Source organism: Providencia sp. PROV205 (genome assembly GCF_028479505.1).
Lineage (GTDB): Bacteria > Pseudomonadota > Gammaproteobacteria > Enterobacterales > Enterobacteriaceae > Providencia > Providencia huaxiensis.
The window spans coordinates 134757-158845 of the sequence record NZ_JAMPNU010000001.1; the positions used below are offsets into that span (position 1 = coordinate 134757).

Annotated in this window: 18 protein-coding genes; 9 read left to right on the forward strand and 9 right to left on the reverse strand. The window is 41.2% G+C overall.

The genetic code is table 11. The annotated features are described in order from the left end of the window. The first annotated feature begins 202 nt into the window (after positions 1 to 202). Complete coding sequence (locus PR800_RS00620) at positions 203 to 1141, forward strand: DUF1177 domain-containing protein (RefSeq protein ID WP_210848360.1); 939 nt, start codon at positions 203 to 205, stop codon at positions 1139 to 1141. Between the two features lie 82 nt (positions 1142 to 1223). Here PR800_RS00620 and cspD read toward each other — a convergent pair whose 3' ends face one another. Further along, positions 1224 to 1466 carry a cold shock domain-containing protein CspD gene (gene cspD, locus PR800_RS00625; RefSeq protein WP_102138446.1) on the reverse strand — a complete coding sequence of 81 codons (243 nt, stop codon included), beginning with the start codon at positions 1464 to 1466 and terminating at the stop codon, positions 1224 to 1226. Positions 1467 to 1859: 393 nt separating this feature from the next. On the opposite strand from cspD, the gene clpS reads away from it, so the two are divergent. Continuing rightward, a complete protein-coding gene (gene clpS, locus PR800_RS00630; protein WP_102138447.1) occupies positions 1860 to 2180 on the forward strand; it encodes an ATP-dependent Clp protease adapter ClpS in 321 nt (106 codons plus the stop codon). A 31-nt stretch (positions 2181 to 2211) separates the two neighbouring features. After that, positions 2212 to 4494 (forward strand): ATP-dependent Clp protease ATP-binding subunit ClpA, encoded by a 2283-nt coding sequence (gene clpA, locus PR800_RS00635; protein ID WP_102138448.1) that lies wholly within the window; start codon positions 2212 to 2214, stop codon positions 4492 to 4494. A gap of 60 nt (positions 4495 to 4554) precedes the next feature. On the opposite strand, the gene infA is transcribed toward clpA, so the two are convergent. The 6 genes from infA to trxB form a co-directional block, all read right to left on the reverse strand. Continuing rightward, complete coding sequence (infA, locus tag PR800_RS00640; RefSeq protein WP_004244560.1) at positions 4555 to 4773, reverse strand: translation initiation factor IF-1; 219 nt, start codon at positions 4771 to 4773, stop codon at positions 4555 to 4557. Positions 4774 to 4913: 140 nt separating this feature from the next. Beyond that, positions 4914 to 5615, reverse strand: coding sequence for a leucyl/phenylalanyl-tRNA--protein transferase (gene aat, locus PR800_RS00645; protein ID WP_195698392.1), 702 nt, complete (start codon positions 5613 to 5615; stop codon positions 4914 to 4916). A 7-nt stretch (positions 5616 to 5622) separates the two neighbouring features. Then, positions 5623 to 7365, reverse strand: coding sequence for a heme ABC transporter ATP-binding protein/permease CydC (gene cydC / locus PR800_RS00650; RefSeq protein ID WP_210843630.1), 1743 nt, complete (start codon positions 7363 to 7365; stop codon positions 5623 to 5625). Positions 7366 to 7367: 2 nt separating this feature from the next. Further along, entirely contained in the window at positions 7368 to 9134 is a 1767-nt protein-coding gene (cydD, locus tag PR800_RS00655) for a heme ABC transporter permease/ATP-binding protein CydD (RefSeq protein WP_272529945.1), read from the reverse strand. Positions 9135 to 9548: 414 nt separating this feature from the next. Beyond that, complete coding sequence (locus PR800_RS00660; RefSeq protein WP_272529947.1) at positions 9549 to 11228, reverse strand: DUF7057 domain-containing protein; 1680 nt, start codon at positions 11226 to 11228, stop codon at positions 9549 to 9551. A gap of 182 nt (positions 11229 to 11410) precedes the next feature. After that, on the reverse strand, positions 11411 to 12370 hold the full coding sequence (gene trxB / locus PR800_RS00665) for a thioredoxin-disulfide reductase (protein WP_272529949.1): 960 nt from the start codon (positions 12368 to 12370) through the stop codon (positions 11411 to 11413). Positions 12371 to 12906: 536 nt separating this feature from the next. On the opposite strand from trxB, the gene lrp reads away from it, so the two are divergent. The 6 genes from lrp (at position 12907) to PR800_RS00695 (ending at position 21932) form a co-directional block, all read left to right on the forward strand. Continuing rightward, positions 12907 to 13401 carry a leucine-responsive transcriptional regulator Lrp gene (gene lrp / locus PR800_RS00670; RefSeq protein ID WP_004256338.1) on the forward strand — a complete coding sequence of 165 codons (495 nt, stop codon included), beginning with the start codon at positions 12907 to 12909 and terminating at the stop codon, positions 13399 to 13401. A gap of 424 nt (positions 13402 to 13825) precedes the next feature. Continuing rightward, positions 13826 to 17479 carry a DNA translocase FtsK 4TM domain-containing protein gene (locus PR800_RS00675; RefSeq protein ID WP_272529950.1) on the forward strand — a complete coding sequence of 1218 codons (3654 nt, stop codon included), beginning with the start codon at positions 13826 to 13828 and terminating at the stop codon, positions 17477 to 17479. An 88-nt stretch (positions 17480 to 17567) separates the two neighbouring features. Beyond that, positions 17568 to 18188: an outer membrane lipoprotein chaperone LolA gene (gene lolA, locus PR800_RS00680; RefSeq protein ID WP_102138454.1), complete on the forward strand. Its 621-nt coding sequence runs from the start codon at positions 17568 to 17570 to the stop codon at positions 18186 to 18188. An 86-nt stretch (positions 18189 to 18274) separates the two neighbouring features. Further along, entirely contained in the window at positions 18275 to 19618 is a 1344-nt protein-coding gene (locus PR800_RS00685) for a replication-associated recombination protein A (protein WP_102138455.1), read from the forward strand. 108 nt (positions 19619 to 19726) lie between these two features. Further along, entirely contained in the window at positions 19727 to 21019 is a 1293-nt protein-coding gene (gene serS, locus PR800_RS00690) for a serine--tRNA ligase (protein WP_004256329.1), read from the forward strand. A gap of 184 nt (positions 21020 to 21203) precedes the next feature. Beyond that, positions 21204 to 21932: a sulfite exporter TauE/SafE family protein gene (locus PR800_RS00695; protein WP_102138456.1), complete on the forward strand. Its 729-nt coding sequence runs from the start codon at positions 21204 to 21206 to the stop codon at positions 21930 to 21932. Here the strand turns inward: PR800_RS00695 and PR800_RS00700 are convergent. Both PR800_RS00700 and PR800_RS00705 read right to left on the reverse strand, forming a co-directional pair. Next, positions 21918 to 22811 carry a LysR substrate-binding domain-containing protein gene (locus PR800_RS00700; protein WP_166184662.1) on the reverse strand — a complete coding sequence of 298 codons (894 nt, stop codon included), beginning with the start codon at positions 22809 to 22811 and terminating at the stop codon, positions 21918 to 21920. The genes PR800_RS00695 and PR800_RS00700 overlap by 15 nt on opposite strands. A 151-nt stretch (positions 22812 to 22962) precedes the next feature. Next, on the reverse strand, positions 22963 to 23769 hold the full coding sequence (locus PR800_RS00705) for a BPSS1780 family membrane protein (RefSeq protein ID WP_102138458.1): 807 nt from the start codon (positions 23767 to 23769) through the stop codon (positions 22963 to 22965). Positions 23770 to 24089 lie beyond the last annotated feature (320 nt).

Here is a 24089-nt window from a genome sequence, read left to right on the forward strand (position 1 = left end):
AAGTAGGTAGTAGCAGTAAGTAGTAAATTATAAATATTTATATTGTTAGTATTTTAAGTGCGTGAATACGCCTTCATCAGGAAAAATGAGACCTCAATTACGTGAGGTTTCATCTAGAGCGAAATGAGGTTAACTCGTTATTTTAGGCGAGTTAACCTCAAAGTAGCTCTTCACTCCCATAAAAAAAATTAAAGGAAGTACAATGAGTCTAAAACAAACTCTTTGCGTATATGAGCTAATCGATTGCGCTAGTGTTAAAGGTGAAGACATTGTTGCATTGTTCCAAGATTTCTCACACATTGAAGTTATGTCTAAAACGGTTAAGGATCACAAAGGACAAAGCGATTTTGTTCGCATTCTTATTCCTGGAACACAAGGTAAATCACAGCATAAAGATGCGCCAACACTGGGGATCATCGGGCGTTTAGGTGGAATAGGTGCTAGGCCTTCTCGAATCGGTGTTGTGTCTGATGCAGATGGCGCAATTGCCGCACTTGCAGCAGCGCTTAAACTGGCACAAATGCATGAGAAGGGCGACCGATTACTTGGCGATGTCGTGATCACAACCCATATTTGCCCAAATGCACCAACACGTCCACATACACCTGTTGATTTCATGGACTCCCCCCTTGAAGATGCCACGATGAATCAACATGAGGCGATCCCAGAAGCGGATGCTATTTTGTCCGTAGATACCACAAAGGGAAATCGCTTACTCAATCATAAAGGGTATGCACTGTCTCCTACAGTAAAAAATGGTTGTATTTTACCCGTATCAGAGGATTTAATTCGTTTGATGGAGTGGAGTAGTGGCCAAAAAGCGGTGACATTCCCACTATCAATTCAAGACATTACGCCATATGGCAATGGCCTACATCATATCAACAGTATATTGCAACCTGCGGTATCAACATCTGCACCAGTGGTTGGTGTCGCTATTTGCTCAGAGACTGTGGTGCCAGGTTGCTCTACAGGAGCTAGCCATGAGGTTGATATTGCGGCTACAGTAAAATTTATGATAGAAGTTGCGAAAGAGTTTACCGCGGATCAGTGTGCATTTTATGATGTTGAACAATATGCATTATTAACTGCACTGTATGGTGATATGTGTCATCTGCAAACAGCGGGTAATCGTACTTAGTCATTTCAGAGAATAGCCACAGTTAATTATTAGCCTCATCAATGTAATTGAAATAATTAACTGTGCTCTATTGAGTAAAAGCTTAGCTCGATTCGCTGTTATTAGCGGAATTGTCTTCAGCTTCAATAGGGATGATAAGCTCAGCGTGGTTGCCTTTTGGCCCAATGGTTAAACTGAACTGAACTTTTTGGCCCGCTTTTAGTGTCCTGTAACCGTCCATTTGGATACAGGAATAATGTGCAAAAATATCTTCTCCGCCATCAGCTGGGCAAATAAAGCCAAAGCCTTTTGCGTTATTGAACCACTTAACGATACCTGTCTCCATATTTCATCCTTCAAATTTACCAATATTTGCGTTTAGAGCTATGTATAAAAAACACACACAAAATAAGTATAAATACCGTGTTATTTGTTTACAAAATATACTGTAATAAATTGCCTTCTAAGGTCAAGAGGTGAGGCTCAGGAATTAGTGGAAAGTGTTCAGAATTCGCTAATCAATCGCGCTCATTTTTTGTAATATTTGATATGGTTCACAGATTGCTAACCATAGAAGCAAAGATGATTCCCATGCTACACTGTCATTTAATGCAATATAAACAAAAAATATCATAGTGACTAAATGGTATAGTTTTATGACGTTATCAATATGATTGATAGAAATCGTTGATAATAAAGACTATGCTTAAATTGAAGTTAAACACTGAGCAAGCAAGTAATGAGTGATTTTCTGGGCACATTTAAAACTGACGTCATTTTTAAAGATGAAATAGATCAAACCTTACAGCCACCATCGATGTATAAGGTGCTATTAAATAATGACGATTATACTCCGATGGATTTTGTTGTCGAAGTGTTACAAAAATACTTTTCTTTTGATGAAGAACGCGCTACACAGATAATGTTAGATGTCCATATTCAAGGAAAGGGAGTTTGTGGAATTTTTACTGCAGAGGTTGCTGAAACTAAGGCGGCACAAGTCAATACTTTTGCTCGTGAACATGAGTACCCTTTGCTTTGCACTATAGAGAAAGTCTAATTTGGCTTAATATCAATTTTGGGAGGTGCTTATGCTCAATCAAGAACTGGAGCTTAGTTTAAACGTAGCTTTTACGAAAGCGAAAGACAGTCGCCATGAGTTTATGACTGTAGAGCACCTATTGCTAGCGTTACTGAGTAATATCTCTGCTCGCGAAGCTTTAGATGCTTGTAAGGTTGATCTTGTTGCATTACGTCAAGAACTTGAACACTTCATCGCGCAAACTACACCTTTGTTACCCGAAAATGATAGCAGAGACACCCAGCCTACGTTGAGTTTTCAGCGTGTATTACAGCGTGCTGTTTTTCATGTGCAATCATCTGGGCGCAACGAAGTCAGTGGTGCAAATGTATTAGTGGCGATTTTTAGTGAGCAAGAGTCCCAAGCTGCGTACTTATTACGTAAGCATGATGTTAGCCGCTTAGATGTGGTTAATTATATTTCTCATGGCACGATAAAAGGCGAAGAGTCGTCATCAGAACAAGATATCTCTTCTAATAGCGTGCAAAATGAAGAGCAGCCGGTCTCAGAAGACCATATGGACAACTTTACGAGCAACCTGAACCAACAGGCCAAGAAAGGGAATATCGACCCACTGGTAGGGCGTCAGGCCGAATTAGAGCGTACTATTCAAGTATTGTGTCGCCGTCGTAAAAATAACCCATTATTAGTTGGCGAGTCTGGTGTCGGTAAAACCGCTATTGCTGAAGGGCTAGCGTGGCGTATTGAGCAAGATGATGTACCTGACGTCATGAAAGGCTGCACAATTTATTCATTAGATATTGGTTCATTACTGGCAGGAACCAAATACCGTGGTGACTTTGAGAAACGCTTCAAAGCATTACTGAAAATGTTGGAAAAAGATCCAAAAAGTATTTTATTTATTGATGAAATACACACGATTATCGGTGCAGGAGCCGCATCTGGTGGGCAAGTTGACGCGGCTAACTTAATTAAGCCGTTGCTATCAAGTGGCCGAATTCGTGTTATTGGTTCTACAACATACCAAGAATTTGGCAGTATTTTTGAGAAAGACAGAGCTTTGGCGCGTCGCTTCCAGAAAATTGATATTGTAGAGCCAACTCCAGAAGAAACAATTCGCATCATAAATGGGTTAAAACCTAAATATGAAGCGCATCATGATGTTCGTTATACCGCAAAAGCAATTCAAGCCGCGGTGGATTTATCGATTAAATATATCACTGATAGGCATTTGCCAGATAAAGCCATCGACGTGATTGATGAAGCAGGGGCGCGAACGCGACTGGTTGCACCAAGTAAACGTAAAAAAACCATTGGTGTACCTGAAATTGAAACTGTCGTGGCACGCATTGCCCGCATCCCTGAAAAAACCGTTTCCTCCAGTGATAAAGACAAACTCAAGACACTTGATTCACGTTTGAAAATGTTAGTTTTTGGACAAGATAAAGCGATAAATTCGTTGTCTGAAGCAATCAAAATGAATCGCGCAGGTTTAGGGTTAGAAAATAAACCAGTGGGCTCTTTCTTATTTGCTGGGCCGACGGGGGTGGGTAAAACGGAAGTCACGGTCCAGTTAGCTAAAGCACTGGATATTAAACTATTACGTTTTGATATGTCTGAGTATATGGAACGCCATACTGTTAGCCGTTTAATTGGTGCTCCTCCTGGCTATGTTGGCTTTGATCAAGGTGGCTTACTGACGGATGCAGTTATTAAACATCCGCACTCAGTGGTATTGCTAGATGAAATCGAAAAAGCCCATCCTGATGTGTTTAATATCCTCTTACAGGTCATGGACCATGGTACTCTAACGGATAACAACGGTCGTAAGGCTGATTTCCGTAATGTTGTAGTGGTAATGACAACCAACGCAGGGGTACAAGAAACTCAGCGTCGTTCTATTGGTTTTGCAGAGCAAGATAATAGCACTGATGCGATGTCTGAGATCAAAAAGGCATTCTCACCAGAGTTTCGCAACCGCCTTGATGGTATCATTTGGTTTAACTCATTAACTCCAGAAATTATTACGCAGGTCGTTGATAAATTTATAGTGGAATTACAAGTTCAACTTGATGAGAAGGGCGTCTCAATTGAAGTCAGCGCTGCGGCTCGCCGTTGGTTATGTGAAAAAGGCTATGATAAAGCGATGGGTGCCCGACCTATGGCTCGCACCATTCAGGACAACCTGAAAAAACCATTAGCAAACGAGCTGCTATTTGGTTCATTAACGAATGGTGGCTCTGTAAGTATCGGGCTTGATGAAAAAAGTAACACACTGACATACAGCTTCAGTAGCGTGCACAAGGCCTCTCCGGAGGATGCGGTATTCTGACGAATAGACCACAGGTGTATTAATGCACCTGTGGTTGTCAGGCCTTGCCTGAAGAGAATATCAACGGCTACGGAAAATGATTCGGCCTTTGCTCAGGTCATAAGGTGTTAACTCTACAGTTACCTTGTCGCCTGTCAGGATGCGGATATAGTTTTTACGCATTTTTCCAGAAATATGAGCAGTCACCACGTGACCGTTTTCCAGTTCAACACGGAACATTGTGTTTGGCAGGGTATCTAACACAGTGCCCTGCATTTCAATATTGTCTTCTTTGGCCATCTAATCCTCTAAGTTTAATAACCTGATTTTTAACGGGCAAGATAATGCCCAAAAACCCACACTAAGTAAAGAAATGTCGCATTTTAACGCGATCTTTATTTTTACATGAGGGTATAAATTTACTATAAAACCAAAATTCGTTACTCGAAAATTGGCGGTATTTCAATCGATTGCGGTAACCAGCAGGCGGGGTCAATCGCTTTGTCACGCCACCGGTAAAGAATATGTAAAAAATCCCTACGGGATATCTCTTTTGCGCCCATTGAGGCAGTATGGTGGTTAAGTACCTGACAATCAAAAAGCTGCCCATTATAGCGCAAAAAATGAAAATAGAATGTAATAAAAGCAAATTTGGATGCATCATTCATTCTGCTAAACATGGATTCCCCACAAAATAGGTGCCCCATGTTCACGCCATACAGGCCTCCAACGAGTTTACCGCCATACCAAGCTTCAATGGAATGCGCCATCCCCGCTTGGTGTAATGCCAAATAACCTGCTTGCACTTCGGGTAAAATCCAAGTGCCCTCTTGGCGTATAGAGCAAGCTGCAATAACTTGCTCGAAAGCATGGTTAATAGTAATGCGATAAGTCTGCTTTTTTAATACTTTTTTCATTGACCGGCTAATATGTAATTCACCAACCATGAGTACGGCTCTAGGGTCTGGAGACCACCATAAAGGCATCTCTCCAGGATTAAACCAAGGAAAGATACCATCATAATAGGCAGCTTGCAGCCTTTTTGATGAAAGATCTCCACCAATCGCTAATAAGCCATTGGGTTCCCGCATCGCTTCAGACACGGGAGGAAACAAATAGGAGTCATCATCTAATTGGTACATATACGCCTCAGAGCGGTTGCTGTGCCCAGTGGCGCTGGCGGAACTGATAATATTGGCCTTGCATACTCAACAGCGCTTGATGGGTACCTTGTTCGATGATTTTACCATTATCCATCACACAAATGTTATCCATTTCCTCTAAGCCTTGCATACGGTGAGTAATGACAATTAATGTCTTATCAGCACATTTTTCCTTGAGCAGCGCTAAAATCTGCTGTTCAGTATGCGCATCAAGCCCTTCCGTTGGCTCATCCATAAGAATTAATGGTGTGTTATGTAACAACGCACGGGCAATGCCTAAGCGGCGTTGTTCCCCGCCAGAAAGTTGTCTACCGCCTTCACCCATCCACGCATTAAGCTTTAATTCGTTTTCTAATAAATTACCTAATCCAACTTGCTGTAATACTTCGTTTAATTCGATATCAGAGGCTTGTTCATTGGCGAGCAATAGATTATTGCGCAATGTATCACTAAAGACATGAACCCGTTGTGGCACAACAGACATTATATTGCGTAACGATTTTTCGCTAAATTCGTTAATAGGCGTGCCATTTAAGTAAATGGTTCCGCTATCAACATCCCAAGCCCGGGTTAATAACTGCAGAAGAGTGGATTTACCACAACCTGTTTTGCCTAATAAAGCAAGGTGTTGGCCTTTATTCAACGTTAAAGACACATTGTGAAGAACAGCAAATGGCTGTTCTGGATAGGTAAATGAAATATTATCGACAGTCAGATTTTCTAATGTTGTGATTGAAGGGCTTTCACTTGGGAAAGTGACCTCTGGTTTCGCGGTCATTAATTGGGAAACGCGAGTAGCAGATGCAATCACTTGACCCATATGTTGGAAGGCAACAGCAACAGGGCCTAATGCTTCAAAAGCCGCTAGCGCACAGAACACAAATAAAGCAATCAGTGCTCCCGGTTTTGTGTCGCCCCCTACATGGTCGGCAGCCATCCAAAGAAGTAGTGTTGCTGTAACACCAGAGGCAAATAAAATAATGGCTTGAGATAACCCAGTGAGGGCCGCTTGCTGTTGTTGACGCACTTGCCACTTATTTTCGATATTAAGCAAGTTTTGGCGAAAACGTTCAGTGGCACCAAATAATGTTAACTCAGCTTGCCCTTGCAGTGCTGAGGTTAAAATAGTGCGATAACTTCCACGTAATTCGGTTAGCTCACGGCCAATGGGCTTTCCTGCACGATAAAATATAAATGGCATCGTAAATAACAAGAACAACATGATGCCACCCAGTGTCCAAGCAAGACGAGGGTCGAGATAACTTAAACCAAAAATAAGGACAAAGGTAACAAAAAAGGCTGTAATGATCGGCGATAATACACGCAAATAGAGGTGATCTAGGGTCTCTACGTCAGCGACCAGACGATTGAGTAACTCCCCTTGGCGAAAACGGCTGATCCCCCCCGGCGAAAGGGGCAATACTTTACTAAAAGCAAAAACTCGTAAATGAGCAAGTACCTTAAAGGTCGCATCGTGGCTAACTAAGCGTTCTCCATAACGGCCTGCGGTACGAAAAATTGCAGCACCACGGACACCTGCAGCCGGTAACATATAATTAAAATAATAAAGACCCGGAAACCCCGCAATTGCGGTTCCAGCTAAAAACCAACCGGAAAGGGTAAGTAAACCAATACTCGCCAGCAAGGTCACAATTGCTAATATGATGCCTAACGTAATTAAAAACCAATGGCGGCGGTAAAGGGCTAAGAAAGGTAATAAAATTTTCATTATCAAAGCTCCTCACTGCGATGGGCAAGTAACTGGGCAAAAGCGCCTTCTGACTGACTCAATTGTGTGTAATTACCTTGCTGAATGATTTGCCCATTAGCCATTACCCAAATTTGGTCGTAATCCAGGGTTTCTTCCAGTAAATGGGTGACTAAGAGGGTCGTTTGCTGGCTTGATAGCTGGTTAAGTGTCTGCATGACACGTTGCTCACTGTGGGAGTCTAGGCTTGCAGCGGGCTCATCTAAAAGTAGCATACGAGATGGTTTCAACAGGGTCCGAGCAACGGCAACTCGCTGAGCTTGGCCGACCGAAAGACGGGCAGCATAGTCACCGAGTTTGGTATTTAGGCCGTCAGGTAAATGAGCTAAGAATTCGGAAACATAGGCATTATCAATAGCCTGTTTAATTTCTGCTTCTGTAGCATTTGGCTTGCCTAAACAGATATTTTCAATCAATGTTTGCTCTGGAAGGTGGGGGTTTTGCCCAACCCAACCCAGTAACTCACGCCATTTGTCAGGGCATAATTCACGAAGTTCAACGCCATTTATGGTGATGGAGCCGCGATAAGGTAGAAAGCCTAACAATAAATTCAGTAATGAGCTTTTCCCTGCACCACTTTGACCGACAATAGCAATACGTTGTTGTGGCTCAATATTGAAATCTAATGGCCCTGCAAGGCGCACGCCATCATGGGATAAAATTTCTAATTGTTTAGCCTGAATATAGATAGCTTCATTGCTCAGTGTTTGGGTGCCTTGTTGAGCTTTTTGTTCCCCCTCACTGTTTAATAGCGTTTCGAGTGTTTCAGCGGCACCAACAGCTTGTGCTTTAGCGTGGTAGTATGTGCCAAGGTCACGTAACGGTTGGAAAAACTCTGGAGAAAGTATCAAAGCAAGGAAACCAGCAAACAGTGTGACAGGTAAACCATAGCTACCAAAGTTCATTTCACCAAGGTAGGAAAATCCAAAATAGACGGCAACAACAGCAATCGAAATCGACGCAAAAAACTCAAGTACGCCTGAAGACAGAAATGCCATTCTGAGTACTTCCATCGTTCTGGAACGAAAATCCTCTGTTGACTCGCGAATTTGCTTAATTTCTGCTTTTTCACGAAAAAATAGCCTTAAGGTATCTAGGCCTCGTAACCTATCAAGAAAACTGCCACTTAAACGGCCTAATGCAATAAAATTACGACGGTTAGCGTCTGCCGCACCTAAGCCAACTAATGCCATAAAAATCGGGATCAGCGGGGCAGTGACAAATAAAATGAGGGCGGCTACCCAGTTAAATGGGAAGATAGCAATCAGGATCATAATGGGGATGATCCCTGCTAAATACATTTGTGGAAGATAGCGTGAATAGTAATCTTGCATGTCTTCAATTTGTTCAAGAATAATCGTAGCCCAACTCCCCGCAGGCTTACCTTTAACCCATACAGGGCCAAGTTCTTGAAGTTTATCGAGTACCATGGTGCGTATTTCTTGGCGCACCACTTGGCCACAACGAAAGCCAACACGTTCTCGTATATAAGTGACAATTGCGCGTAAGACGAAAACGCAGATCAAAAGCATAAAAGGGGTTAATAGCTGTTCTCGAGGAACGTTATCCATAATCAATGCTTGTAAGATAACAGCTAAGAACCAGGCCTGAGCAATAATCAGTAATCCGCTCAAAATGCCTAGTAACATAGAGATCCGCAACCAGCGCTTGGCAGGGGCACTGTGTTGTTTTAACCAACGTACCAATTCAGTCTGTCTTGATTTATCCATAATGATTTAGTTAGCAGGTGTAGTTTTAATGTCATTGAGTATAGTTAGGAAATACCAACCTAACGTTGCTTTTACCATGCGTTATATTGCAGCTGGGCTGTTTTAAACCGCATGAGAACGATAACTTTTTGATCGGGTCACGCAATGGGTGATTATAAGAAAATCTGCGTTTTTGATCTTACCCATAAATTCGAGTATTAGGCTACATCATAACAGCTTCACCACCATATGTTGCATAATAAAAGTGGGTAATTTAAAGTGATTTGTGTTTTGTTATCAAATTGTTTTGTAAAGGTAAATTTAATATTTCAGTAGAGCTTGAGATGTAATAATATTGGGATGTTACTGTATTTTTACGTAATGAAAAGGCGGCTTAACAAAGAAATGTTAAGCCGCCTGCATTTTTAATTAGAATTAAGAAGAGGAGTCTATCATTAACCATTCTTTAGGTTTCAATTTAAAGTTTCCTTTCAATAAATTATCCCAAGCCTGATCTTTTTCTTTTATGGTATCAAATGAGTGAGTTTGCGTATCCATTAACTCCCAGCTTTGTTCCGTTTGTTGCCATATATGGCAATCAATATTAGAGCCACTTGGGTAGGAATAGCACATAACCACATCATCTTGATTGTTTTGGTTAATATCGGCCATAAAGCCAACACATGGGTATGGGTCGTATTGTGAAGTACAATACCATGCACTGCTAAGGTTTTCCCCGAGGTCGAACCAACTATCGGGTATTGTAGGGCTATTTTGAGCTTGAATTAAAACTGACTTTAGCGGTTTTCGCTGTTCTTCTTCATAAGGGCTAGTTTGGAATAGCTTTTGATATTCAGGGTTCTTATTGAGTTGTTCAAAAGCCTGTAGTCCTTTTTCACCTAATTGTTTTAAGTCATAAGCAAGGGAGCTATTGACTTTAATTTTGCCATTTTCAATACCTGCAAGAATACTGTTCAGTGTGATGCGTTTAAAATCAGCTATTGGGCTGTTAATAACTAATATAATGGCAATCAGAGATAAAATTCCTGCTTTATTGATAGACCCCAGATAGGACATCCAAGCTGATTTTTTATAGATAATGGCAATGCTATAAGCAAAAACCAGTGCAAATAGGAATAAGGCAATAGTAAAGGCATACAGGCGTTCAATACTCCAACTATACTGGTTTACTCGCACCAAAATGCCATAAAGAGAAAGCACTGAGAATGCATTGAGTAGAATAATGCTAATTAAAACAAAACCATTTAGGCCTGCACGGAATTGATATCGAGTTGTGCCATCGCCATACACAAAATTAATAAAAATGAGGTTTAAAATTAAAAACCATAGCATCACTGCGGAGCCTAAACCCGCAGAGGTTAAACCTGAAAAATGAGAAACAACGAAACCACCCAAGAAAATAACGGCAACAATATTTAAAAGAGGTAAGAAAAAACGAGCAATAAAGCTAACAAAATTACTGAGTTGTACATTCAATGTTGCGCGTAAAAAAGCTAAACTTACATTGAAGCCAAGTGCAAAGCTCACCCAATAGATAACGTCGTTATCAAGAGCTTCACTCAAAAAAGTTAGGTTAACAATACCAAATAGAAAACTGGCTATTTTTACGATTAAAGTGAGTAACCCACCTATTGCAGAAGCTAGAACACCTAAAAAGGTATTTTTAATATATAGCCCCATCAAGCAACCGTAGTCGATTTTCCATGTTCTTGTGGTTTGCCACGATTGCATCCAAGGAAGCATAAAAAAGAGTAGAACAGTTAGGGTGATAAAGGCGAAGAATGGGTCTGCATCTGTCGGATTTTGAAAGTCTTGGGAATGCCAGTAATTGAGCCAGAAAATTAACCCAATAATGACAGCAATGTTGAGATAGAAAATAGCGGATTTTGCATTGGTAATTAGGTAACTTATTGCTGAAGGAACAAAAATGGCGAGCAAAATAGGTAGATACAGAGTGGTGGCGCTAAGTTGGCTTTCTAGACGGGTAGAGTAATCAGTCGTGGCTGTGATGACGATGCCTTGAATTACGGCAAGTATGACAATAATAAAATAAGAATAACCGCGAATGACATCACGTTCTGATTGTTGCCCCATACCTACACCTTATATTAATTAATGTTATGTAAAAACAGTATAGGCAGTATTAAAAAAGTACAATATAAACTTGGTCTTAAAAATATATGTAAAACTAATAGTTAAGATGCTTAGCATAGGTCATAAAAAAGGCTTCAATTGAGGAAAAATTGAAGCCTATCTAAATCACAATAACTTATTGATTATTTAGATGCTAAACCATCAAGGTAGCGTTCTGCATCTAAGGCTGCCATACAACCTGTACCCGCAGAGGTAATTGCTTGGCGGTATATATGGTCCATGACATCACCTGCAGCGAACACACCTTCAACAGACGTTTGAGTTGCATTGCCTTGAGTGCCAGATTGCACTTTAATATAACCGTTGTCTAAATCTAATTGGCCTTCAAAAATACCGGTATTTGGGCTGTGGCCGATGGCAATAAATGCCCCCATAACAGGAATATCTTCTGTTACATGTGTTTTAGTACACTCTAAGCGCACACCCGTTACGCCCATATCATCACCTAATACTTCATTTAATGTACGGTCGGTATGCAGAATAATATTACCGTTATCAACTTTATCCATTAAACGATTAATCAGGATTTTTTCTGCGCGGAAACTATCACGGCGATGAATTAAATGGACTTCTGAAGCAATGTTAGAAAGGTACAGTGCTTCTTCTACTGCAGTGTTTCCACCACCAACGACAGCGACTTTTTGGTTACGATAGAAGAAACCGTCACAGGTTGCACAAGCTGAAACGCCACGGCCTTTGAACGCTTCTTCTGAAGGTAGGCCGATATAACGAGCGGAAGCCCCTGTCGCAATAATCAGTGCATCACAGGTATATTCATTTTCATCGCCAATTAAACGGAAAGGACGTTGTTTTAAGTCCACTTTTTGGATATGGTCAGATATGATTTCGGTGTCAAATTTTGACGCGTGCTCATGCATGCGTTCCATAAGCCCTGGACCGGTTAAACCTTCTGGGTCACCAGGCCAGTTTTCAACTTCAGTTGTGGTGGTCAATTGACCGCCTTTTTCCACCCCAGTAATCAATGCTGGGTTTAAGTTTGCACGTGCAGCATAGACAGCCGCAGTATAGCCCGCAGGGCCAGAACCAAGAATGATTAACTTGCGATGTGTTGTTGTGCTCATGAATTCCTCTTTAATCTAAAAAGCATTTACGAGATTGTAGGAGAAATAAGAGGCTAACAAAAGTGGTTTAAGTGTAAGTTAGTTTCATTTAGCTTATTTCATCAATAGGTAATACCGACAAAATGTAAGAAAATGTGACAAAAAGTTGCTTGTGTCACGCATCACAATTTTTAGGAATTATCTTGAATTAAGGCTGCGAAACGTTTTACTGGAAAAAAAAGCGAAATCTTGTACTGATTTTTATTCATTTGCTTTGACAATCGGCTGCGCATTTGCGAAAACATCAGTGTAAGAGTTAATTATCTAGCAGATCAATGGAAATGGCGCATTTTTGTTCTTACTGGAAAATTAACTTTACACTACTTACAAATTTAAAATACAAGTAAAAATTGTGGGTGATAATTACATTCACACGAACTTCAGCATTATGAATAAAATTTGCTCCTGAACACGAATTCCTAAATAAATAGAGGTGGTGACTAAGGTGCTTATTTTTAGATGTAGAAAATAACAATTAGAGAAAGAGAGATAAAGAGATGATTGACAATAAAAAGCGTCCTGGCAAAGACCTTGACCGTATCGACAGGAATATATTAAACGAACTACAAAAAGACGGGCGAATTTCTAACGTAGAGCTATCTAAACGAGTTGGTTTATCTCCAACACCTTGTTTAGAGCGTGTACGTCGTCTTGAGAGACAAGGATTTATCTCTGGCTATACGGCGTTATTAAATCCACACTACTTAGATGCATCTTTGCTCGTGTTTGTTGAGATTACACTCAACCGTGGCGCTGCAGATGTGTTTGAGCAATTCAATACTGCAGTTCAAAAACTGGAAGAAATTCAGGAATGTCACCTAGTTTCTGGTGACTTTGACTACCTGTTGAAAACGCGTGTGCCAGATATGTCCGCATATCGTAAACTGTTAGGTGAAACTCTGTTACGTTTACCAGGCGTGAACGACACTCGTACCTATGTAGTTATGGAAGAAGTTAAACAAAGCAATCGCTTAGTGATCAAAACTCGCTAATTATTGCTTTTTAACCTCGATTCAGCACAGCATTTCAGCTTTGTTGCCGCACTGCAGTTTCAACGCTGAGTTTACTCAGCGTTGTTCCGTTTTTCTTACCCCATCTGTTGTTTTATCAAAACATCATGCTTTGTCGTTTAACTGCTTCAACAGGCTACTATCTGAGCCTTTCTATTGTGTTTTACGTAAATTACTTAGCAACTGATAAGTTTTATTTCCAATTTATTGATTCTAAAGCTATAAATATTTAGGATTTTTGACGAGAAATAGAAATTGAATCATCATACATTAGATGGAATACTGCATCTTAGTGCTTTGGTGAGGCCCTGATTTCCCTTAGTCGTTGTAAAGCAGGCAGAGTCAGGCGTTTAATGATAGAATAAACCTAGGTTAGTCAAGAACATCAGTTAGCAAAGAAACAATAATGAGCCAAGAATATACAGAAGATAAACATATCAAATTTAAAAAACTAAGTAGCGGAAGACGGCTATTAGAGGTTATTTTGCTCGCAATATGCTTGAGCGCACTCTTCTTAATGGTGGCTTTATTGAGCTTCAGCCCTTCAGATCCAAGCTGGTCACAAACGACTTGGAATGCCCCTGTGAAAAATTTAGGGGGGAGCGTTGGTTCATGGAGTGCAGATATCCTTTTCTCTGCTTTTGGTATTCTTGCATTTGCAATCCCTCCATTATTGCTTTTAGGGTGTTGGGCGATTTTCCAATATGAAAGTCAACGCCGATATATTGACTTTTTCTCTTTATCATTAAGATTAATTGGTGGGCTAGCGCTTATTTTATCCTCTTGTGGCCTCGCAGCTCTCAATTTTGACGACTTACCTAACTTCGCCTCTGGTGGTGTGATTGGCAGTGTATTTAGTAGTGCAATTATGCCGTGGTTCAATTCATTAGGTGCCACTTTAGCATTACTGTTTTTATGGGCGATAAGCTTTACGCTGTTTACTGGGTGGTCATGGCTTACCATTGCAGAAAAAATTGGTGCAGCCGTCCTTCTCCCGATTACGTTGCTAACAAATCGAGCAAGGGGAGACGATTTAGATGATTATGATTACGATGTTGAAGAAACTGAAGGGGCTTTACAGCGTGCGCAAGAAGCAGAGCACCGAGCCAATGATGACTTAGAACACATTGATGTTGATGATGTTTTATTTTCTGCACCCACAGTGGCTGAATTAGTCACAGAAGTCGACCCAACAACGGTAAAAACGACGAGCGAAGCGATTACAGTGCCAGAAAATCCAATCCCTTCGGTCAATCAAAATGAATTAGAACAAGATCCAGAACCCGCTTTCTCGACAGTGGATGAACCGAGCACATATCATTTTGAAGTACCAGAAGATTACCAACCTAAGCTCGGTGCTGGTTTTGATGCAATATCAGAAACAGCTAATGAGCCGTTAGTTCAATCGTCTGCGTATGTTGCACCAGAAGAACCGATGTTTGGTGTTCATCATAATCAACAAACAGAGCCTCAAAAACACGATAATATCGCTTCTCCAGGGTACTCGAATAATCAGGCAACATCTGTTAATCAAGCGGCGTTTGAACCACAGGCGACATCAGTGTCATCACTTGATCCTTCAAATATAACGCAAAACATTATTCCGTCATCTGTCACTGAAAGGGTTTCTAACCCGGCTGCATTAGCGGCTGCAGGTATTTCAGTCGCGGCACTGGAGCGTCATGCTCAAGTTAAACAAAATATGGAGCCAGAGCTTCCACGACCTAATCCTGTTCGTTTACCGACGCGTCGTGAATTATATGGCATTCGCATTCCGTCGTTACGTGATGCAGAACTACAACGGCGTGAAGAAGAGGCCTCTAAACGTGAGCAGGTGTATCAGCAGTGGTCTGCAAGTGAGTCTGACGAACCTGCAACTGATGATGAAGCGCAACAAGACGAATTACTACGAGCGCAGTTTTTAGAACAGCAACGCGAACGTTATGGTGATGTTGATGAAACTGATTATGAAGCACCGTTAAATAGCGTGCATTCTAATGAAGAGCAATTGCAAAATGAGCCAATGGCAGAAAATAAAGCCAGCGCATTTACGCAGCCAGAGATTGAACACCGCTGGGCGTCGGCTTCACAACAATCTAATAATACACATACAATTCCAGAGCCTGAGGAAGTCCCACCAACACTGGATAACAGCTATCAGCCGCAGTTTACGCAAGCGTATTCTTCTCAAGAACAAGAGGACTTTGAGCCTAAGATTGATTTAAGAAAAGAGTTTTCTGTACTGGATAGTTTTACCCCTGTTGATGATTTGGTTGACAATGAGCCTGCTGACCCATTATTTATGCCATCATTTAGCGCGACTTCCGTTCCACCTGCAGTTCCACAAAATAATATTGCAGAAGGGCTTGGCAATTCACCGTCAATAACTCAAACTTTTGCACAGCCACAGCAGCCACAGCAGCCACAGCAGCCACAGCAGCCACAGCAGCCACAGCAGCCACAGCAGCCACAGCAGCCACAGCAGCCACAGCAGCCACAGCAGCCACAGCAGCCACAGCAGGATAGCTTATTCCACCCGTTCTTAGTGCGTAATGACCAACCATTACCAAAGCCAACAACCCCAATGCCGTCTCTTGATTTGCTGGCAAGTCCGCCAGCGCAAGAAGAGCCAGTGGATATGTTCAAACTAGAACAAACAGCAAGGTTGATTGAAGCAAGGCTAAATGATTATCGTGTTAAAGCTGAAGTGGTTGGGTTCTCTCCAGGTCCTGTTATTACTCGGTTTGAACTTGACCTAGCACCGGGAGTAAAAGCAGCACGGATATCAACATTGTCACGTGACCTTGCTCGTTCATTATCAACCGTAGCTGTACGCGTTGTAGAAGTGATACCGGGTAAACCTTATGTGGGCCTTGAACTCCCTAATGAGAAACGGCAAACCGTTTATTTAAGTGAAGTTTTAGATTGCGATGACTTCCGTAAAAATCCGTCACCACTGACAATCGTGCTAGGTAAAGATATTGAAGGCGACCCCGTTGTTGCTGATTTAGCGAAAATGCCGCACTTACTCGTTGCGGGGACAACCGGCTCTGGTAAGTCGGTTGGGGTGAATGCAATGATCCTCAGCATCTTGTATAAAGCGAAACCAGAAGATGTCCGCTTTATCATGATTGACCCGAAAATGCTCGAGTTATCCATTTATGAAGGTATCCCGCACCTATTGACGGAAGTGGTTACTGACATGAAAGATGCAGCGAATGCTTTGCGTTGGTGTGTGAATGAAATGGAACGCCGTTATAAACTGATGTCTGCGTTAGGGGTACGTAACCTCGCGGGGTATAACGAGCGCATCAAAGCGGCAGAAGAAATGGGGCGGCCAATCCCTGATCCACATTGGAAACCCGGTGATAGCATGGATGTCGAACATCCAACGCTGAAAAAAGAGCCTTACATTGTCGTCATGGTTGATGAATTTGCTGACTTAATGATGACGGCAGGTAAAAAAGTGGAAGAGTTAATTGCACGGTTGGCTCAAAAAGCGCGTGCAGCAGGTATTCATTTGGTATTGGCAACTCAGCGGCCATCGGTTGATATCATTACTGGACTAATCAAAGCAAATATTCCAACGCGGATTGCATTTACGGTATCCAGTAAGATTGACTCACGCACGATCCTTGACCAAGGTGGAGCTGAGTCGTTATTAGGTATGGGGGATATGCTGTATTTACCACCAAACTCTTCAATTCCTGTGCGGGTACACGGTGCCTTTGTTCGTGACCAAGAGGTTCATGCTGTTGTGAATGACTGGAAAGCTCGCGGTAAACCACAATATATTGATAGCATCACAACCTGTAGTGATGATAGCGAAGGTGGTGGTTATGATAGCGGTGGTGAAGAGCTCGACCCACTGTTTGACCAAGCAGTTGAGTTTGTTGTTGAGAAACAACGCGTTTCCATTTCTGGGGTTCAACGCCAATTTAGGATTGGTTATAACCGAGCTGCAAGGATTGTCGAGCAAATGGAAATCCAAGGTATTGTCAGTGAGCAAGGGCACAATGGTAACCGTGAAGTTCTGGCTCCTCCGTCAATGGGACATTAATAATTTAGTGTGCTAATTGCTGGTTTAATTTAAGGGGTGTATAAAGACGTAACACCTCTTATGGTAATAATTTTAAGGTCTTTCATCGATGAAAAAAATGATGTTATTGGGTGCGTTAGCCCTAAGTTTACATATTGGCCAAGTATTGGCAGACGCAAGCCAAGACCTTCAAGAACGTTTGAATAAGGTCAATAGCTTCCAAGCTAGCTTCTCGCAGAAGGTGACGAGTCCTGAAGGGGATTTGGTTCAAGAAGGTGTTGGGGACTTATGGCTTGAGCGTCCAAATTTATTTAATTGGAACATGACATCACCGGATGAAAGTGTACTTGTGTCTGATGGAAAAAATTTGTGGTTTTATAACCCGTTTGTCGAGCAAGTGACCGTGACTAATTTAGCGGATGCCACGCAGGATACGCCATTTTTACTGATTACGCGTAACGACCCGAAAGATTGGAAACAGTACTCAATCATTCAGCAGGGAAATACGTTTGATTTAAAACCAAAACAAACTAGTGGAACTTTAAAACGTTTTTCCATTACGGTTTCTCCCGAAGGGACGATTGAGCAGTTTTCAGCGGTTGAGCAAGATGGCCAAACTAGCGCTTATCAATTAAAAGAGCAGAAAAATGGTCGCGTTGATGCAAGTAAATTCAAATTTACAGTACCAAAAGGCGTCACTTTAGATGACCAGCGCTCAAATACCAAATAAGATTGATTAGAGAAAATATTAACCAGCAGTATTCATATTTGCTGGTTAATATATAAGATATTTTAAGAAGTAAAAAAGAGGATATCGTGGGTAACCTGTCTCTTGATTTTTCGCAGAATGAATTTCAACCTTTAGCAGCAAGAATGCGGCCTGAAACCCTTGAGCAATATATTGGGCAAAAGCATTTACTGGCAGAGGGGAAACCGTTGCCACGTGCGATTAAAGCGGGTCATCTGCACTCCATGATTTTATGGGGGCCGCCAGGAACAGGTAAAACAACGCTTGCTGAAATTATTGGTAATTATGCACAAGCCGATATTGAACGTATTTCAGCAGTCACCTCTGGTATTAAAGAAATTCGAGAATCCATTGAAAAAGCTCGGCAAAATCGCAGTGCAGGGCGAAGAACCATTTTATTTGTCGATGAGGTTCATCGTTTTAATAAAAGCCAGCAAGATGCATTTTTACCACACATAGAAGATGGCACGATTACATTTATTGGTGCGACAACAGAAAATCCATCATTTGAATTAAATTCTGCATTGTTATCGCGTGCTAGGGTGTATTTGCTTAAATCCCTTGAAGAAAATGATATTGAACAGGTATTGTTGCAAGCACTGGCTGACACCTCTCGTGGCCTTGGAGGGCAAAATGTTGTTCTGCCTGATAGCACGCGCAAAATGGTTGCTCAGTTGGTTAATGGGGATGCTAGGCGTTCATTAAATCTGCTGGAAATGATGGCGGATATGGCCGAAGCGGATAGCCAAGGGCAGCGTATTTTATCCGCTGATTTATTAAAAGAAGTCAGTGGTGAACGAACAGCAAGGTTTGATAACAAAGGCGACCGTTATTACGACTTAATTTCTGCTTTGCATAAGTCGATTAGAGGCTCAGCACCAGATGCCGCACTGTACTGGTTTGCAAGGATCATCACCGCGGGTGGTGACCCACTGTATGTTGCTCGCCGGCTACTTGCAATTGCATCAGAAGATGTGGGTAATGCGGATCCTCGAGCGATGCAAGTCGCCATTTCAGCTTGGGATTGCTTCACGCGTGTGGGGCCAGCCGAAGGTGAGCGTGCGATTGCCCAAGCCATTGTTTATTTAGCATGTGCGCCGAAAAGTAATGCGGTTTATACCGCCTATAAGGCAGCGATTAAAGATGCGCAAATGCAGCCGGATTACGATGTGCCAGAACATCTTCGAAATGCCCCAACTAAACTATTAAAAGAAATGGGTGCAGGGAAAGAATATCGTTATGCGCATGATGAACCGAACGCATATGCTGCGGGGGAAAACTATTTTCCTGAACCTATGCAAACAACGCGTTATTACTACCCTACGAAACGGGGTCAAGAAAGCAAGTTTGCTGAAAAACTAGACTGGTTAGCCCAACAGGATCAAATTAGCACCACAAAACGCTATCGCTAAACTGGGCAATGCGGTAAGGTTATATAGCGAAATACTTTACTTTATTTGTTGTGCTGGAATGCACCTCAAAAAGTGTCATTAATTACTAACAATAATCACAGGATAAGCATGCTCGATCCCAATTTACTGCGTACGGAGCTAGACGCGGTTGCTGAAAAACTGGCTCGCAGGGGTTTTACCCTTGATGTGGAAAAGCTGCGTGAATTAGAAGAACGCCGCAAAGTTTTACAAGTTGAAACTGAAACCCTGCAAGCAGACCGTAACTCGCGATCGAAAACTATTGGTGCGGCGAAGGCACGTGGTGAAGATATCGAACCATTACGTCTGGAAGTTAACCAATTAGGCGAAAAATTGGATTCTGCAAAAGCAGAGTTAGATAAGCTGCAACAAGAAATCCGTGATATTGCCTTAAGTATCCCGAATATCCCAGATGACCAAGTGCCTGATGGTAAAGATGATTCTGACAATGTTGAGGTTGCACGTTGGGGCGAGCCTCGTCAGTATGATTTCGAAGTTAAAGACCATGTCAGTCTTGGCGAGTTATCCGGTGGCTTAGACTTCCCAGCTGCGGTAAAACTGACTGGCGCTCGTTTTGTTGTTATGAAAGGGCAAATTGCTCGTATGCACCGTGCATTGGCACAATTCATGCTTGATTTGCATACTGAACAACATGGTTACCAAGAGTTGTATGTTCCGTATTTAGTCAACCATGACACACTGTACGGAACTGGCCAATTACCAAAGTTTGGTGAAGATTTGTTCCATACTAAACCATTGGAAGAGGAAGCGGACAGCAGTACTTATGCGTTGATCCCAACCGCAGAAGTCCCGGTGACTAACTTAGTTCGCGATGAAATTTTAGATGAAGACTCACTTCCTCTGAAAATGACTGCACATACTCCTTGTTTCCGTTCTGAAGCAGGGTCTTATGGCCGTGACACACGCGGTTTGATCCGTATGCATCAGTTCGACAAAGTTGAGTTAGTGCAAATCGTTCATCCAGAAAAATCCATGGATGCATTGGAAGAGCTGACTGGCCATGCCGAAAAAGTATTACAATTACTGAACTTGCCTTATCGTAAAGTGATTTTATGCACTGGTGATATTGGTTTTGGTTCACGTAAAACCTATGACTTAGAAGTGTGGTTACCAGCGCAAAATACGTATCGTGAAATTTCATCTTGTTCCAACATGTGGGACTTCCAAGCGCGTCGTATGCAAGCTCGTTTCCGCGGTAAGAGTGATAAGAAAACACAACTTGTTCATACTCTGAATGGTTCTGGTTTAGCGGTTGGTCGTACATTGGTGGCGATTTTAGAAAACTACCAATTAGCAGATGGCCGTATTGAAGTTCCAGAAGTATTGCGCCCATATATGAAAGGGTTAGAGTTCATCGGTTAATTTCCGTTACTCCTTCAAACATAAAACGCGACTGATGGTAGTCGCGTTTTTTTTTGTGTAATTTAAAGTGTTTTGGTAAAAACATCCTCAGGCTAAGCCTGATCCCACCTCAATATTTTCCAAATAGCGACATTTAATGTAGGACATTAATCTACGGTAAAGTAAATTTATCGGAGTGATATTGATGGGTGTAATTATTGGTGTTTTCTTATTAGCAGGTATTGTAAAAGGAGTGATTGGACTAGGGTTACCAACAATCGCAATGGGGTTACTCAGTACGTCAATGGAGCCTGTTGCCGCTGCTAGCTTGTTAATTATTCCTTCGTTAATCACGAATATATGGCAATTATTAATTGGTCCACAATTTATGGCGCTAATCAAACGGCTCAGTGGTTTTATTATTGGGGTCATGCTTGGCACATTATTCAGTTTTTTACCTTCTTTAACCTCGGCATCTCGCTGGACACTCCCTGCACTGGGTATCGTACTTATTATTTATGGGATATGGGGTTTAGTGGCTAAAAAAATGCCATCTTCCGAGAAATATGAAACATGGCTTTCCCCTACAGTGGGGTATATCACAGGTGTGATTACGGCTGCTACCGGAGTATTTGTTATTCCAGCTGTTCCATATTTACAAACATTAAAATTAAATAAAGATGAGCTTATTCAGGCTCTAGGGTTAGCATTTACCGCATCAACAGTTGCATTAGCCATTAGATTATCCATTGACCAGCAACAGTATGATATTAATTGGAGTTTATCTGCCTTTGCCTTAATTCCTGCTATTGGTGGAATGTATCTTGGCCAATATTTTCGCCAGATCATTAGTGAAAAGGTATTTCGTCGTTGCTTTTTTATTGGGTTAACAGGATTAGGGATTTACATGGCGGCAAACTTAGCTTTCAGATGACCAGTTAATTAAAAAATGAATAAACTCGTTGGTATAATCAGGTAATTGGCTGAAATCTCGTGCGCAGATAACTAATTTTCGACATGCCCAATCTTCGGTCAATTGCACTATTTTAGTAGTAGAAAGTTGACTACGCTGCGCCGCTTGTTTGGGAATAATAGCAATGCCAATGCCATCATTAACCCCTTGCATTACAGCATCTAGAGTTGGCATGCGTACCCGGTAGTTGAGCCGTTTGCCTTGTTGTTTGGCATTATTATCAATATGTTTTTGTAATGGGTTATCTTCTATCAACCCCACAAATTCAGCATCAATAATATCAGAAAATGGAACACTCTTTTGGCTCGCCCAAAAGCTATCTTTATGGGCAAAAACGACTAATTCATCTGAGCTGAATGGTTGAATATCCAGACCAGTGAGGTCAGTAGAATCTGCGATAATACCAATATCTGCAATTTTATTTTTGATGGCAGTGACGATGTTAGCACTTGGCATTTCCTTCACGGATACAGACATAATGGGGTGTTGTCGTAAATATGCGCTAATACGGGCGGGTAAAAATTCCATTTGGGCAGAAGTATTACAAAGAATATTAATATGCCCGCGCAGGTGTTGACTATATTGTCGCAGTTCATCTTGCATTAATTCAATTTGCTGCAAAACTGTTTTCGCATGCTCAATAAATACATGGCCTGCATTCGATAATGAAACACCTTTCACTGAACGAATAAATATAACGATGTTTAATTCGTTTTCTAACCCACGTATTCGTTCACTTGCAGATTGCAGTGTAATATAAGTTAGTTTCGCTCCTTGGGTGATACTTCCTGCATTGGCGACATTAACACACAGTTTTAAATCAGTGATATCGAAATACATGGAAAACAACTCCAATTTATGAAAAGAAGAGGGAAATTATCATTTAAAGGAATATATGTGAATTTTTTCGGGATAGCAAAAAGGAAAGCAAATGCTTTCCTTTTTTTAGAACTAATGATTTAACAAAGTCGTCAAATCATCATATTTTGGTTTATTTTACTTGCGAGAAAAACAGGCTACGGTAGCTGCTGTAATAGCAAACATACATAATTGGCATAGAAACTAATAAACCTAAACCTAATGGAATAACTGAAATTATCATTAAGATAGAGATAACGATAAAGAACAGAATACCTGGCAGGATGTTTTTCTTAACGGCTTGTAAGCTTGCAGAAATTGCAGCGCCAACCGTGAAATCATGGTTCATCACTAATGCAGGAGCAAACCAAGTTAAGGCTGTACCCACTAATGCTGCAACGGCCATGATGATGATTGCAAAGAAGAATGTACCTGAAGAGGCAAGGATAGCGGCATCTGATGGCGCACCATATTGGTTGCTTTCCATCAGTAAACCGAACATTGCAGAACCACCGATAATAAATGCGATGATCATACCAACTAAGTTAGCAGCAAAGTTGATTGCGCCTACAGCAAACAACGTACCAAATTTATTTTGGAAGCCTGCAAATAGTAAGCCGATTTCTGCTTGACCTGTTTTACGTTGATTTTCACTGATAGCAATAATACCACCGATAAAAATAGGTGTAATAAATGTAATTAATAAATTTAAGAATGGGATCATTGAAATGATAAAGATCACAGCAAACAGAACAATGTTAATCAAGATCCACATTCCCAGTTTTTCTTTAACGAGAGACCATGATTGGCTGATCCAGTTAACACCTTCGCCTGCATCTACTGCACGCGGTTCTGCGTGAAAAACAAATGTATCAGCTTGCGTTTGCGCATTAATTGTAGGTGCAGGGTTGTTATCTGCACTGAAGTTTTCATTATTCATAATAAAAAAGGAACCTGTTAGTCGTAGTGAATTAGCGATTAATTATTATTTATAAGTTTTTTGAGCTTATACTCATTCTTGTAACTTATCGGCAGTAGTATGCAGATAAGTTAGCTTATTATAAAGCAGACTATTCTGGTAAGGTATTTTTGATTAGAATTTTCTTGTATAAAATATTTTCTATCGAAATAAGATAGTTATCTATGCCTTAATGCACTGAATAGAATACGAATATTTAGTATATTTAGTGAAAAAAGCTATTTTGGGTTCTATCAACAAGGTTGAATCGTCAATTAAATAATCACGATTCATAATAATTA